This is a genomic window from Enterococcus sp. ZJ1622, assembly GCF_011038845.1.
Taxonomy (GTDB): domain Bacteria; phylum Bacillota; class Bacilli; order Lactobacillales; family Enterococcaceae; genus Enterococcus_B.
The window spans coordinates 24,586-38,426 of the sequence record NZ_JAAKDW010000004.1; the positions used below are offsets into that span (position 1 = coordinate 24,586).

Below are 13,841 nucleotides of genomic sequence, written 5' to 3' on the forward strand. Positions count from 1 at the left end.
TCTTAAGCTTTTTTTTAGCAAATAATTGATGTTGTCATTTTTTCTTCATAAAAACTGTTTTGACTATGGAGAAAACCACTCAGTCTTTGCTTTGAATAACTGCAATCATACCTGATGAAAAAGAGAATGAAGCAGTCTCTGAAATAAATTCATTGCTAGCATAAGAAGTCGGCTGCAATACTTGGGCGTCATCCAGCGTATATTTGCTATTCTTCAAGGTCAAATGAGCGACCGGCGTCATGCAACAGTACGCGAGGTATTTCATATCAGTTATTCTTTGGATCTCGTATTTTCCCGGCGGATAAAAGGTTAGATGGTTTTTCTTGTCCTTCAGAGTGATTTGACGGACATATGGGTAGAATCTAGGTTCTAGAGCCAGCCACAGATTTGCCAGCAGATGATCCAGTCTTCCTCCTGTGGCACCGATCAGTGTGACCGAAGCTCTAGGAAAGCGTTCAAACGTTCTTACTAACCCTAATTGTGTATCTGTATCGTCTTTTTCTGCAGGAGCTCGATTCACTTCCCTAGCTTTGCCAAAAACCAGCTTTCTCTCCTCTTCTTCAAGCGAGTCGAAATCACCGATTGCCAGATCTAGCGGAAATCCGTTTTCCAGAAGATAAAAGGCACCGCGATCGATGCCTACATAATAATCAAACTGTTTCTCAAGCGGATCGGGCCAATTCTCCGGCTGCCCGCCTGCGACTAGTAAAATTTCCATTTATGCCAGCGCCTCTTTTAATTTGCTGATCTGTCCAACTGGATCTTCTGCTCCGTAAATGTAAGATCCTGCTACAAAAATATCCGCCCCTGCATCTCGGCAAATCTTCGCTGTTTCGGGAACGATACCGCCATCTACTTCAATCGTATACTGCCAGCCGTTTTCTTCGCGCAATCGGGCTAATTCTGCGATTTTCGCTACAGTTTCTTCGATAAAACTTTGCCCGCCGAAACCGGGATTGACGGTCATCACCAGGACTTGGTCTGTCAATGAAAGAACATGTTCAATCATCGATATCGGTGTTCCAGGGTTGATGACGACTCCTGCTTTCACGCCTAAATTCCGAGTCATTTGGACCGCACGATGGATATGCGGTGTCGATTCGACATGCACAGTGATGATATCTGCGCCTGCTTTCGCGAAATCAGAGATATAGTTTTCAGGATTCACGATCATCAAATGGACATCCAATGGCAGTTTTGTCACTGGTCGTATCGCCTGGACAACATTTGGTCCAAAAGTGATGTTCGGAACGAACTGGCCGTCCATCACATCGACATGGATATAATCTGCGCCGCCTTTTTCCACTAATTCGATCTCACTTTGCAGGTTTGCGAAATCTGCGCTTAAAATAGATGGTGCTATCTTCATCAAAAATTCCTCCTACTTTCGTTTACCTTCTTTTTTTGTATAGACAGGACGTCTTTTTTCAACCTCTTGCAGAAACTGCAGATAATTGTCATATCGAGATTGTGCGATCTCGCCGTTCTCGACTCTTCGTTTCACTTCACATCCAGGCTCTTTGGCATGCATGCACTCTCTGAAGCGGCAATGGACAGATGCTTCTACGAATTCTGGAAATTGTTTTGGGAGTTCCGAAGCTTCGATGGTCAAAAAATCGATCGAGCTGAAACCAGGCGTGTCTGCGACAAGTCCGTCGTACAAGGGTAATAATTCTACATGGCGAGTCGTATGGCGCCCGCGGCCAAGCGAAGTCGATATTTCACCTGTTTCCAAATTCAGATCAGGAGAAATCTGATTCAGCAAAGTCGATTTTCCCGCCCCAGATTGTCCCATAAACACAGATAATCTTTCCGGAAAATAACGAATAAGTTCTGAGGTATCTCCAGGATGTCTAGGGATGATCACAGAATAGCCGATCGTTTCATATATTTGTCTGATTTCCTTGATTTTGGGACTATCCGGTGCTAAATCCGTCTTCGTCAAGTAAATGATCGGTTCGATCGATTCATATTCTAGCATCACTAAAAAACGGTCCAGAAGATTATAAGAAAAATCCGGTTCGACCAAGCTTGTGACAACGATCCCTAGATCAACATTCGTGATTGGCGGACGTACAAGTTCATTTTTCCGCGGCAGGATCTCCATTAAATAACCATCTGTCTTGTTCTCACTCTCAAAAATCACTTGGTCTCCTACCAGTGGTGTGATCTTTCGATTACGAAAATTCCCTCGTCCTCTTGTCTGATAGGTTTCGCCGTCTGCGTACACATAGTAGAAACCGCTGATTGCTTTTCTGATTTGTCCTTTGATGTGTGCCACCTCCGTTTTTTTATTTATTTTAACACAGGAAGGAGAAAGTAGGTGTTTTCATGACAAACTTCTTAAAAAGTATACAGCACTTAAAAAGACAAAAAGCATCGAAGCGACAAGCAAGCCTCGATGCGGATGGTTCAGCCTATCGCTTCGAATCGATAGCAAAACACAGTTTTTTTACAAATAAGGAGCAATGCCTTCCTTGATAATCAGCAGCCCTTTTTCTAAGACATCCAGATGGTTCGAAGATAAGGAGATGCGGATAAAAGCATCTGGCTGCTTTTGACTCGTAAAGCGATTCGAATGATAAATCCGGATACCTTTTGCGAGAAAATCCGTTTCAATTTCCGTTTGCGAAAAACGCGGATCAATCGGGATATTCCTGTAATAGGGATAAGGATTTGAAGGTCTGGGCAACTCAAAAAAATCATCAAATAATTGATTCGCCTTTTGTGTATATCCTGCTTTTATTTCTAATATTCTTCTTGCAGTTGGCGAACGAAGCACTTGTGTCACGATCTCAGTATCGAGTCCTGATGTCTTCACATTGATATTGAAGATGGCCCGTTCAATTTTCTTTTTCACTGTTTCCGGAAAGACGAGGTAAGCCACTCGTAATCCGGAACAGATATATTTTGTCAATCCAGCCAAGTAGATCGTTTGTTCAGGAAGCAGTTTTTGAAAAGGCGGAATGACTTTGTCTTGACAGTAAATCGTCAAAAAAGAATGGATATCGTCTTCAATCACCCAAAGATTTTCTTTTTTGATCACTTGCATCAAGTCATTACGTCTCTCAAACGTCATCTGGAACCCCATGGGATTGCTGCAAGAAGGCATGAGGAAAATACCATGAATTTTTTTCTTGCGGCATTCTTGCTTTAATAATTCCGGACGCATTCCTTGATCATCAAAATCCACCGGAACGACTTCCAGATGATAAAGATGGGCCAATTCAATAAAATTTGAATACGTATAACGATCGACTGCAATCCTGTCTCCAGGAGAAAAAAGAGCGGCCAGCGTGACTGCCAATCCATTTTGTACGCCCGAAACCACAGCAATGTTCTCTGGCTCTGCGGTGACCCCTTGCGTTTGAAGCCAATTCGATGCGGTCATCAACTGGAAATTCGTCCCTCTAGGTTCTTGATAATTCAACAATCCTGAAATATTAGGATTCTGGCTGACTGATTGAATGAACGGCAGAATAAGATCATTACATTGTTCAAAAGAGCTAACTAACCCGAAGTCAATGATATGCTCTGCTACTTCATGATTCGAGATCGTGATCGAATCAAAAGCATGAGGCGAGACGAACGTGCCGCTTCCAGTGTTCGTATACAAAAGCTCTTTTCTTATCGCATACTTATAGGCTTGACCTATCGTGGTGAAGTTCAGATCTAAATAATCTGCCAATTCACGCTGGGAAGGTAATTGCGTATTCGGTTGCAATTTGTTCGACAAAATATCATCTTCCAATTGCTTTACGAGCGACTTATAGATGGGCCTGCTCAATTTCTTTTTATCCGGCCGCCAAGTCAATAGGTAATTTTCATAAGAGTTGATAGGCATGAGATTTCCTCCTCAAAATATATTCCATACCATCCTTTTACTCATCAGATAATGAATAAATATAAAAGTCTGGTTAGGAGGTTCACTGTGTCAAAAAAAACAGAAAAATTTCGTCTATTCGTACAAAAATCAGCGTATTGATTCTATCGATAATTTATCATAACAAATAAAACACAAAGTCAAAAGAATAAAAATCCAGCGCAAACAAATTGCTTATTTAAAATTGTATCCCATACAATTTTAGCGTTGATTGTATAGTTACGAAGAAGTAAGATTTTTCGTGAAAGGAGAATGACAATGAAAATAATCCGTTCTAATGACGTAACCCAGCTTTTGAGTTTCCAAGAAGCCATCCAACTAATGAAACAATGCTTTATCGATTATGAAAACAAAAAGATTTCTCAAAATATCCGTACCGTAGCTACTTTACCTGATGGAGAAGGAAAAAATATATTTGCTGTAATGCCCGCATACTTAGGAAAAGACCGCTATTTCGGGGCCAAAGTGATTACAGCTTTTCCCGGGAATCGTTCTCTTGGCATCCCCTCTCATCTGGGAGAAGTTTTGCTTTTCGATTCTAAAAATGGCAGTCCAGTCGCTTTGATCGATGCAAATGCAATCACGTGGATCCGCACGGCAGCTGTATCAGCACTTGCGACAGATTACCTGGCAAAAAAAGACGTGCGCAAGCTTACTTTGATCGGTGCCGGCCAGCAAGCAGAATCTCATCTAGCTGCCATCACTTGCATCCGCGATATCTGTGAAGTACTGGTCTATGACCTTAGCGAGGAAAGACGTCGTCACTTCATCAACAAAGCAAAAAAACAATATCCACAAATCACTTTTATCAGCTGTACCTCTGTTCAAGAAGCCGTTCATCAAAGTGACATCATCTGCACTTTAACTTCTGCTAAAGAACCGTTTCTAAGAAAAGAATGGATTTCCCCTGATGCACATATCAATGCCATTGGTACATTCACTCCAGATACACGAGAGCTTACCAGCGAATTAATGGGCGCTGGGCAACTATTCGTCGATGATTATGCCGCTGCTTTTCAGGAAAGTGGTGATTTACTGATTCCGATCGCTGAGAAAAAGCTCGATGAAACAGCGGTTGTCGGATCGTTAGGCGAGCTAGCTGCTGGAAAGGTCAAAACAAAAATCGATCGTTCGAAAATCACGATTTTTGATGCTGTAGGTTTGGCGGTAGAAGACCTTTGTTGTGCAGAATATATTTACCAAAAATCAGAGGAGAATCTAATATGAATCTAGAATATTACGTAGTAGACGCCTTTTCGAATGAAGTATTCAAAGGGAATCCGGCTGCCGTTTATGTATTAGAAGAATGGCTGCCTGATGAGTTGATGCAAAAAATCGCTATTGAAAATAATCTTTCCGAAACAGCATTTACGGTAAAAAGAGACCATGGATTTGAACTCAGATGGTTCACACCAGATCGTGAGATTGATCTTTGCGGTCATGCGACCTTAGCGACCGCTTTTGTTTTATTTAATTATTATGGAATATCTGAAAATCCAGTAAAATTCGCCAGTCAAAGCGGCGATTTGTTCGTTACTAAAAACGGTCATAGTTACTATATGGATTTCCCTAGTATCTTACCGAAGAAGACCCCTATATTACCAGAATATGAACAAGCGATAGGCGCTAAGATATCAGAAGCATATCTCGCCCGTGATTTGTTTTTTGTATTAGCAGATGAGACTACTGTAGCGGAATTGACACCTGACTTTACGGCAATCGAGAAATTTGAGCTTGGCGTAGGGGTCATTGTCACAGCAAAAGGGTCGAAAGAAGATTTTGTTTCCCGAACATTCTTTCCAAAACTAACGATCAATGAAGACCCTGTGTGCGGTTCCGCGCATTCGAATCTTATTCCTTACTGGGCTGGAAAATTGGACAAAACAAAATTAAGTGCACATCAGATTTCTCCAAGAGGCGGATATCTGGCATGTGAATTAAAAAATGACCGTGTAGTAATCGGTGGAACAGCCACTCTTTTTGCCAAAGGGACCGCGTTCTTGTAAGAGAGAAAAATATTAAAGATAGAGCACAGAATCAGTATTCGCTGATCCTGTGCTCTATTTTCTTTTCTATAAGGGGTTCATGTCAAAGCAAACGGTTATTTTCGCACCTTTTTGTAACTGATCAGTATCCATCCTATACCGAATAGAAGTAACAGGCTGCCTGTCGCTATCATCCATTTATCTGATACACTTCCAGTTTCTGGAAGTACTTTCGAGGATTTATTGGCTTGAGAATCATTTGTTCTATTCGTTACAGTACCATTCCTACTGTTATCGGGATTTGGTTCTGATGCCAAAAATGTCCTTTGACTGCTATCACTTATAGTTGTCGCGTCCGTGCTACCGTATATAGATGCTACGCTTTCGCCCATAGTCGTTGGGACTGTAATGCTGCTTGAAGACGTAGTAGTTGTGCTACTAGACTCTGAGTTTGTGCTGGTGCTTGTAGTTGTCGTACCTATGCTACCATCCATAGTCGCTGGAAATTCTGTGCTTCTACTTGTAGATGTTGGTTCCGTACTGTCGCTTGTGACTGTTGTTCCTGTACTGTCGCTTGTCGCTGTTGGTTCCGTGCTTTCACTTGTGACTGTTGTTCCTGTGCTTTCACTTGTGGCCGTTGAGTCCGTGCTCTCACTTGTGACTGTTGGTTCTGTGCTTTCACTTGTGACTGTTGTTCCTGTACTGTCACTTGTGATCGTTGAGTCCGTGCTTTCACTTGTGACTGTTGTTCCTGTACTGTCACTTGTCGCTGTTGGGTCCGTGCTTTCACTTGTGGCCGTTGAGTCCGTGCTCTCACTTGTGGCCGTTGTTCCTGTACTGTCGCTTGTAGATGTTGGTTCTGTACTTTCACTTGTGACTGTTGTTTCTGTGCTTTCACTTGTGGCCGTTGAGTCCGTGCTCTCACTTGTTGCTGTTGTTCCTGTACTATCGCTTGTAGATGTTGGGTCCGTACCATTGCTCATAAATATTTCATTAGGGTCCCAACGATTCGTAGCCGCATCTAAAACCACATTTTTCCCTATAATCGTGCCATCTTGATTTTGAGTAATACGAACGTCAGCATTTGGTGCAAGAATCGTTCCCTGAAAAGGGGCACTAATCGTCAGATCCGTCAGATCGTTCCCGAAATTCCAAGAGAGATTCGCATCTGTAAAATCTTCAGTTTCATGGTTCGTACGGTCATTGTATTTGATCGGTGACTGAATATTTAACGTAGACGAATTACCAGTCACATTAAATACCGCCACTTGATTACTTGGATTAATGATTTGAAGAGGCGTATTCATCGCGAATACTTCTGCATCAATGTTTACTAATAGAAATCCAGCATCAGATAGACCAGTCAAATCAATCGTCCGATGATTCATATCTGGGAAATCCGCCACACGGTATGTTTTAGTTGGCGTTCCATTAGCAAGATCGTTTGCTGCTACGTTCAACCGAGCAAATTCTTTCTCAAAATCAATATAGTTGCTCCCATCGCGATCCTGATAGAAATCATCAGGGGTCAAATGATCGATTCTTGCTCCATTTACAGCGGGACGGCCTTCTTGGAGTGCGACATTTATACTACTGCCGACAACAAATTTATTCACCCTAGTATCACCTGTAGGTATGCCGGAAGAGTTGATGAAAGAGTCAGTTTTCTGTATATAATTAATTTCTTGGTTTAAGAAACCTTCGTGAAGTTCTGTGCCAAAATTATCCTTTGCATCGAGTTCGCTTGTAGCTATATTCCCATCCGTGTGTGCGTTAACAATTGTCTTGTCTTTAGCAAATACATGGAATTGTCCAGCTATTCCTAGCAATCCGTAATTACCTGTCAGATCCTCGTAGATATTGCCAGGGTCTTTAGGGATGTATGCTTCTTCTGCTGATACTGCCATTCCACACATCAGGAGATTGAACGTCAAAGTGACTAGCGTTATTAAAGTTATCCTTTTTTTCATCTCTTGTTTTCCTCGTATTTTTCATCTATTTTCTTTATGAGTTCCTCTTTGCCTATCGCAAAAGAATAAAGACTTTCTGCCCTGATAGTTCACTAGTGATGTATCGAAAATTTTCAGGACCTAACAAAAATCTGTGTCATATTTCAGAAGAATACATTTTTATCATTGTACAATCAATAATAAAAGTGTATGGCATACACTTTTATAAACACATCCCTATTAAACTAGGAATAAAGAATTCACTTTCTTTGAAACAATCTCATTTATAAGACGGAAACCGATTTGAATATGATCCTGATAGTCCGTTTAATCTGCTAACCACAAAAAAACATCGAAGCAGGAATACTATCCTTTACTTCGATGTTCATCACTTGATTATTCTGCATGGAAACTTTTATCCAAGTCTCCGCTATTCTTTTACTTAACTGTTTGTGGTTGAAGAACTGTTCGTACTACTTGTACTGCTAGAGCTTTCCTTTGAAGAGCTGCTCGTGCTGCTCGTACTTTCAGAAGACTCCTTGCTCGTACTTGAAGATGCAGGATCAGGCCCTTTTGAATAAATGACATTCACGACGGTTCCTTTGGTGATTTTAGCACCAACACCTGGAACTGTACGGATCACTTTGTCTTTTTCGACAGAATCCGAGTACTCATAAGTTTCATGTCCGATGTATTCTGCGCCGATCTCTGTCAAGTAGCTTTGAGCATCGCTTTTCGTATAACCGGAGATGTCATTCAACGTTGCACTTGGTTCCGGTCCTTGACTGACCACAAAGCTGACATAAGTTTCAGCTGCTACATATTCGCCTGAAGCTGGGTCTTGACTGATGATCGTACCAGATGGCGCTGTATCGCTATATTCATATCTGCTGACACTGACATTGAATCCTGCTGCTGTCAGGGAACTGCTGACTGTTTCATAGTTTTCGCCGACATGGCTGCGCAAGGAGACTGTTTCGGGCCCTTTGCTTACTACAAATGTAATCGTATCGGATTTTGGATCCACAGAAGAATCTTCATCTGGTGTTTGAGAGATGATCATCCCGCTCTCTACTTCGCTGCTGAATTCTTCTTTTGACTTGATCCGGCTCGAAGAAAATCCTAGGTCGATCAAGCTCGATTTGGCTTCATCAAAGCTCATTCCGCTGTAATCTTCCAGCTTGATTTTTTTCTTTCCACTGCTGATGTACAGTTTGATCTCCCGTTTTTGTTTCACGGTCGTCCCCGCTGCAGGATCCGTTTTGACCACATCGCCTTCTTCGATCTTCTCGTCTGCGATTTCTTCTGTCCTTGTTGCTGGCTCCAATTTTGCTTTAGCTAAAGTTTCTCTTGCGCTTGCTTCAGAAAGACCAGAAACATCAGGGACGACTACCTCTCCTCGGCCGCCAGAAGCAAATAATACTGCCGCTCCTATACCAAGCACGGCAATCAGAGCCAAGAGAATCAGCCACCATTTTTTCCGTTTTTTGTTCTTAGGATCAGGCACTGTCTCTTCCTCTGCTAGCGGAGCTGTTTCTATCGTCTCTTCATTTGGCAATGGCATCGACTTGAATGACTCTGGCATCGGTGTATCCTCAGTCAATGGCGTAAGCACCTTTGTTTCGTTGATCATTGCCTGCGGGTGCCATTTTTCTTCATTTGCCCGCGCTGGAGACAAGACGGTCGAAAGATCATCCAGCATCTCTTCGGCTGATTTATAGCGATCAGAAGGTTCCTTTGCCGTAGCTCGTAAAATGACATTTTCTAATGCTTGCGGTGCTTGCGGATCTAAGGCTTTGACTGATGGCAGTTCGTCTTGGAAATGCTTCAATGCGATCGTTACTGCAGATTCACCATCAAAAGGTACACTCCCGGTCAGCATTTCATATAAGATGATCCCCAATGCATAGATATCTGACTGCTTGGTCGCCATGCTTCCTCTTGCCTGCTCTGGAGATAAATAGTGAACCGAACCTAGCATCGTATTGGTTTGTGTGATCGATGTTTCTGACAAAGCGATCGCAATACCGAAATCTGTGATCTTCACTACACCTTCATTGTCGATCAGTACATTTTGCGGCTTCAGATCACGATGGATGATCTGGTGGCTATGCGCCAAAGAGATCGCAGACAGGATCTGCTGCATGATGTTCACAGCTGTTTCGTAAGGAATCGGATAATGGGTCTGGATGTATCGTTTCAGATCCATCCCTTTGACATACTCCATCACTAGATACTGCATGTTATCCTCTTCGCCTACATCATATACACTGACAATATTAGGATGGACAAGCTCTGTTGCGGCAAGTGCTTCACGCTGAAAACGACGGATCGCTGTCTGATCGTTCTGGAAATCGAAACGTAAGACTTTGACTGCCACATCCCGGTCCAAAATCAAGTCATGCGCCAAGAACACATTTGCCATACCGCCACTGCCGATATTCCCAGTGATTTGATAACGTCCATTCAATTTTTTTCCTAATTCTATCATGCACAGTCCTCCTTGTATTCGATGAGAAGAACTGTAATGTTATCCGCACCGCCCGCTTCATTTGCACGTGCGATCAGCTCATTGACTTTATCGGCTAGTTCGCCTTCCTGATTGACGATCGTGCCGATCATTTCTTCCGATAACATATTAGTCAAGCCATCTGAGCACAGAAGAAGCCGGTCTTTCAGCTGCCAAAAATAAGTAGAGACATCTACTTCGACTGTTCCAGGCATTCCTACTGAGCGAGTCAGGATGTTTTTTCTAGGATGATTGACTGCCATTTCCTCACTGATCTCCCCAGATTTGACTAGTTCATTGACGAGCGAATGATCTTCTGTCAACTGCATGATCTTGTTTTCGCGGATAAGATATGCACGACTGTCGCCTACATTTGCGATCGTGAAGCGTTCATCAGATAATGCAGCCGCCACGATCGTTGTACCCATTCCGCTGTATTCAGGCTGTTCTTGTCCTCGCTGATAGATCATCGTATTTTCATCCTGAATCGATTTGATGAACCACTGCGCGATTTTCTCATCATCCGAGAGTTCTTGTTCTTCCCAAGCAGTCCCTAAGTTCGTGACAGCCATTTGACTCGCGATATCGCCAGCCCGATGACCGCCCATACCGTCTGCCAGTACAGCAAGTTTGATTCCTGAACGGTTAGTAAAGACACTTGCATAGTCTTGATTCGTATTACGTCGTCTTCCTACATCTGATTGATATTCAATCTGCATTTTTTCACCTCATTACTTTTTACGCAAACAACAAATGAAAAATCCATCTGTATAAAACTGATGCGGATACAAAGCCAACATTTTATCTTCGATTGATGATTGTAGCACAGGATCAGCTAACACATCAATCTTCTCAAAATCAGGATGCCGTTCCAGGAAAGCAGAAACGACTTCCTGATTTTCTTCTCTCAAGATCGTACATGTGCTATATGTCAGTAGCCCCGCAGGTTTCAACGCTGCTGCACAGCTTTCTAGGATCTCCAACTGGATTTTTGGCAGATTTTTTAAATCTTCCGGCTGTTTTTTATATCGAATGTCTGGTTTCCGTCGAAGAAGCCCTAAACCAGAGCAAGGAGCATCCACTAAAATACGATCGAACTGCGCCGCCGCAAACTGGTCTTTTACCTCTCTAGCATCCATTTTCTGTGCATAGACAGCAGAAGCCACACCTAATCGCTCCGCATTTTCTTCGATCAGTTTGACTTTATGATCATGGACGTCCAATGCAATGACTTCCCCGCCACATGAAGGATCTAAAAACGAAGCGATATGCGTCGTCTTTCCTCCTGGTGCAGCACAAGCATCCAGCACATGATGTTCCGGTTCGATCCGCATCGCAGGAGCAACTAGCATCGAACTTTCATCTTGGATCGTCATCATCCCATCATGGAATAAGGAACTGGAAGCGAGATGACCTTTTTCTGCTACGATCCCATAAGGACTGATCTGGCTTTCTTTGGCTGTGATCTCTTCTTCTTCCAAGGTAGCGATTGCCTGTTCTCTTGAAACTCGCCGAACATCGACCCGAGCACTTGCATGACTTGGTTTGTACAAAGACAAGCCCAGTTTCTCCGTTTCTTCATAACCAATCTGATCGATCAAACGCTGTGTCATCCATGTAGGCAAACTGATTTTCACTGCTAATCGTTCAATTGGGTCGTCTATCTCTTCGATAGCTGGTTTTCCTTGCCGTTGGTAGCTTCTTAAAACCCCATTCACAAATTTTCCTGTGCCGGGATTTCCTTTGACTTTCGCGATTTCTACTGCTTCATTTAAAATGGCATGATCTGGAACTTTATCCAAAAACTCTAGCTGATAAACAGATAGATAAAGGAGTGTCTTTACCCAATCATCTACTTTTTTGGCTTTTACAATCAATGGAGCGACGTAAAATTCCAGTAAACGCTGATGACTGATCGTTCCATAAACAAGCTCAGTGAACAAACCGATATCTTTGTGGTTCAAATCACCCTGGTTGATCATTTCATTCAATAACAAATTAGAGTAAGCACCGCCTTTATTGACACGCTCGAGCGTCATCAATGCCATGAAGCGGACTGATTTTTTCATTTTTTTAGGGATTTTTGTCATCATTTCACCTGCTGTCCGATCTGAACATGCTGTCCACTGCCGTTCAAGAATTCATGGATAGCCAACTTTCCTTTACCGGCTGGCTGAAGCTCTTTGATGGCTAAAACGGTTTGTTGTCCGCAAGCGATCCAGAGATTTTTTTTGTCTTTACGAATGATCGTACCTGGTGCTTCTTTTGTGTTTTCTTCTAATACTTCGACTGATAGGAGTTTCCAGCGTACACCTTCGTAAGTCGTGAAAGCAATTGGCCAAGGACGCATCCCGCGTACTTGATTGTCGATTTGTTCTGCTGTTTTCGTCCAGTCGATCGCCTCTTGCTCTCTTGTGATATTGGGCGAAAAAGTCACCGCTGATTCATCTTGCGGGACTGGTTTGAGCTGACCATCTAAGATTTTCGGTAAAGTTTTCAATAGCAACTCTCTTCCAAGCAGACTCAATTTGTCGAACATCGTTCCTACATCGTCCTGCTTTGTGATAGGCAGACTTTCTTGCGCAAAAATACCACCTGCATCCATTTTTTTGATCATCTCCATGATCGTGACACCTGTTTCTTTCTCACCATCGATGATCGCGTAATGTACTGGAGCACCTCCTCGATATTTCGGTAACAAAGAAGCATGCACATTGATAGCACCGAATGTCGGTACCTGTAATAATTTTTCAGGTAAGAACTGGCCAAAAGCGGCAGTTACAAGCACGTCTGGTTTCAGTTCGATGATCTCATCCATTTCAGGAGATCCAGAGATTTTTTCTGGCTGCAATACTCGGATACCATGCTTGATCGCTGCTTCTTTTACTGGTGTGGGTGTAATGATTTTTTTTCGCCCGACTGGACGGTCTGGCTGGGTCACAACTGCCTGGATCTCATACCCTTCTTCAATCAAACCTTCAAGAATAGGTACTGAAAAAGCAGGAGTGCCCATAAATACTAGTTTAGTCATCAAGATGTTCCTCCATATATTCTTCGAGTTCTTCTTCCGGGATTTGTTCAATCATTTTTTCGACGAACAATACACCGTCTAAATGATCGATCTCGTGCTGGAATGCTCTGGCTAAATAACCGAACGCCGTCACTTCGATCTCTTGTCCTTCACGATCATAATAACGGACGGTCACTTCATCTGCTCGTTTGACCGTGCCATACACATGCGGAATGCTTAAGCAGCCTTCTACATCGATACTTTCACCTTTTGCTTCGATGATTTCGGGATTGATCAGTTCAAATTTATCGCCCTCATCTACTTCTACAACGGCGATCCGTTTATTCTTGCCGATTTGAGGAGCGGCGATGCCGATGCCGTCGTTTGCGACCATGGTTTCATAAAGATTGTCCAACAGCGCGATCGTTTCATCTGTGATGACATCGATTGGCTGAGAGGGTCTGTTCAATTGTTCATTCGGGTGGATCAATATTGGATAGCGCAT

Annotated in this window: 12 protein-coding genes; 2 read left to right on the forward strand and 10 right to left on the reverse strand. The window is 42.8% G+C overall.

Translation table 11 applies throughout. The features are described from left to right. Positions 1–79: 79 nt before the first annotated feature. The 4 genes from G7Y42_RS04715 to G7Y42_RS04730 all read right to left on the reverse strand — a co-directional run bounded on the left by G7Y42_RS04715 (position 80) and on the right by G7Y42_RS04730 (position 3,844). Positions 80–718: a thiamine diphosphokinase gene (locus tag G7Y42_RS04715; protein ID WP_165005235.1), complete on the reverse strand. Its 639-nt coding sequence runs from the start codon at positions 716–718 to the stop codon at positions 80–82. After that, positions 719–1,369 carry a ribulose-phosphate 3-epimerase gene (gene rpe, locus G7Y42_RS04720; RefSeq protein WP_165005234.1) on the reverse strand — a complete coding sequence of 217 codons (651 nt, stop codon included), beginning with the start codon at positions 1,367–1,369 and terminating at the stop codon, positions 719–721. It abuts the gene before it with no gap. Between the two features lie 12 nt (positions 1,370–1,381). After that, positions 1,382–2,281: a ribosome small subunit-dependent GTPase A gene (gene rsgA, locus G7Y42_RS04725; protein ID WP_165005233.1), complete on the reverse strand. Its 900-nt coding sequence runs from the start codon at positions 2,279–2,281 to the stop codon at positions 1,382–1,384. Positions 2,282–2,452: 171 nt separating this feature from the next. Continuing rightward, a complete protein-coding gene (locus G7Y42_RS04730) occupies positions 2,453–3,844 on the reverse strand; it encodes a PLP-dependent aminotransferase family protein (RefSeq protein ID WP_165005232.1) in 1,392 nt (463 codons plus the stop codon). Between the two features lie 297 nt (positions 3,845–4,141). Here G7Y42_RS04730 and G7Y42_RS04735 point away from each other — a divergent pair, with 297 nt between their 5' ends. Together G7Y42_RS04735 and G7Y42_RS04740 are read left to right on the forward strand one after the other, a co-directional pair. Next, complete coding sequence (locus G7Y42_RS04735; RefSeq protein WP_165005231.1) at positions 4,142–5,110, forward strand: ornithine cyclodeaminase family protein; 969 nt, start codon at positions 4,142–4,144, stop codon at positions 5,108–5,110. After that, complete coding sequence (locus G7Y42_RS04740; RefSeq protein ID WP_165005230.1) at positions 5,107–5,889, forward strand: PhzF family phenazine biosynthesis protein; 783 nt, start codon at positions 5,107–5,109, stop codon at positions 5,887–5,889. Before G7Y42_RS04735 ends, G7Y42_RS04740 begins: the two co-directional genes overlap by 4 nt. 95 nt (positions 5,890–5,984) lie before the next feature. On the opposite strand, the gene G7Y42_RS04745 is transcribed toward G7Y42_RS04740, so the two are convergent. From G7Y42_RS04745 to def, 6 genes are all read right to left on the reverse strand, one after another. After that, a complete protein-coding gene (locus G7Y42_RS04745; RefSeq protein ID WP_165005229.1) occupies positions 5,985–7,838 on the reverse strand; it encodes a collagen-binding domain-containing protein in 1,854 nt (617 codons plus the stop codon). Positions 7,839–8,259: 421 nt separating this feature from the next. Next, on the reverse strand, positions 8,260–10,308 hold the full coding sequence (pknB, locus tag G7Y42_RS04750; protein WP_165005228.1) for a Stk1 family PASTA domain-containing Ser/Thr kinase: 2,049 nt from the start codon (positions 10,306–10,308) through the stop codon (positions 8,260–8,262). Then, a complete protein-coding gene (locus G7Y42_RS04755; protein ID WP_165005227.1) occupies positions 10,305–11,045 on the reverse strand; it encodes a Stp1/IreP family PP2C-type Ser/Thr phosphatase in 741 nt (246 codons plus the stop codon). Before G7Y42_RS04755 ends, pknB begins: the two co-directional genes overlap by 4 nt. Positions 11,046–11,057: 12 nt before the next feature. Beyond that, complete coding sequence (rsmB, locus tag G7Y42_RS04760; RefSeq protein ID WP_165005226.1) at positions 11,058–12,416, reverse strand: 16S rRNA (cytosine(967)-C(5))-methyltransferase RsmB; 1,359 nt, start codon at positions 12,414–12,416, stop codon at positions 11,058–11,060. Beyond that, positions 12,416–13,357, reverse strand: a complete 942-nt coding sequence (fmt, locus tag G7Y42_RS04765; protein WP_165005225.1) for a methionyl-tRNA formyltransferase — start codon at positions 13,355–13,357, stop codon at positions 12,416–12,418. The genes rsmB and fmt overlap by 1 nt, the downstream gene beginning before the upstream one ends. Then, positions 13,350–13,841 carry a peptide deformylase gene (gene def / locus G7Y42_RS04770; protein ID WP_165005224.1) on the reverse strand — a complete coding sequence of 164 codons (492 nt, stop codon included), beginning with the start codon at positions 13,839–13,841 and terminating at the stop codon, positions 13,350–13,352. The genes fmt and def overlap by 8 nt, the downstream gene beginning before the upstream one ends.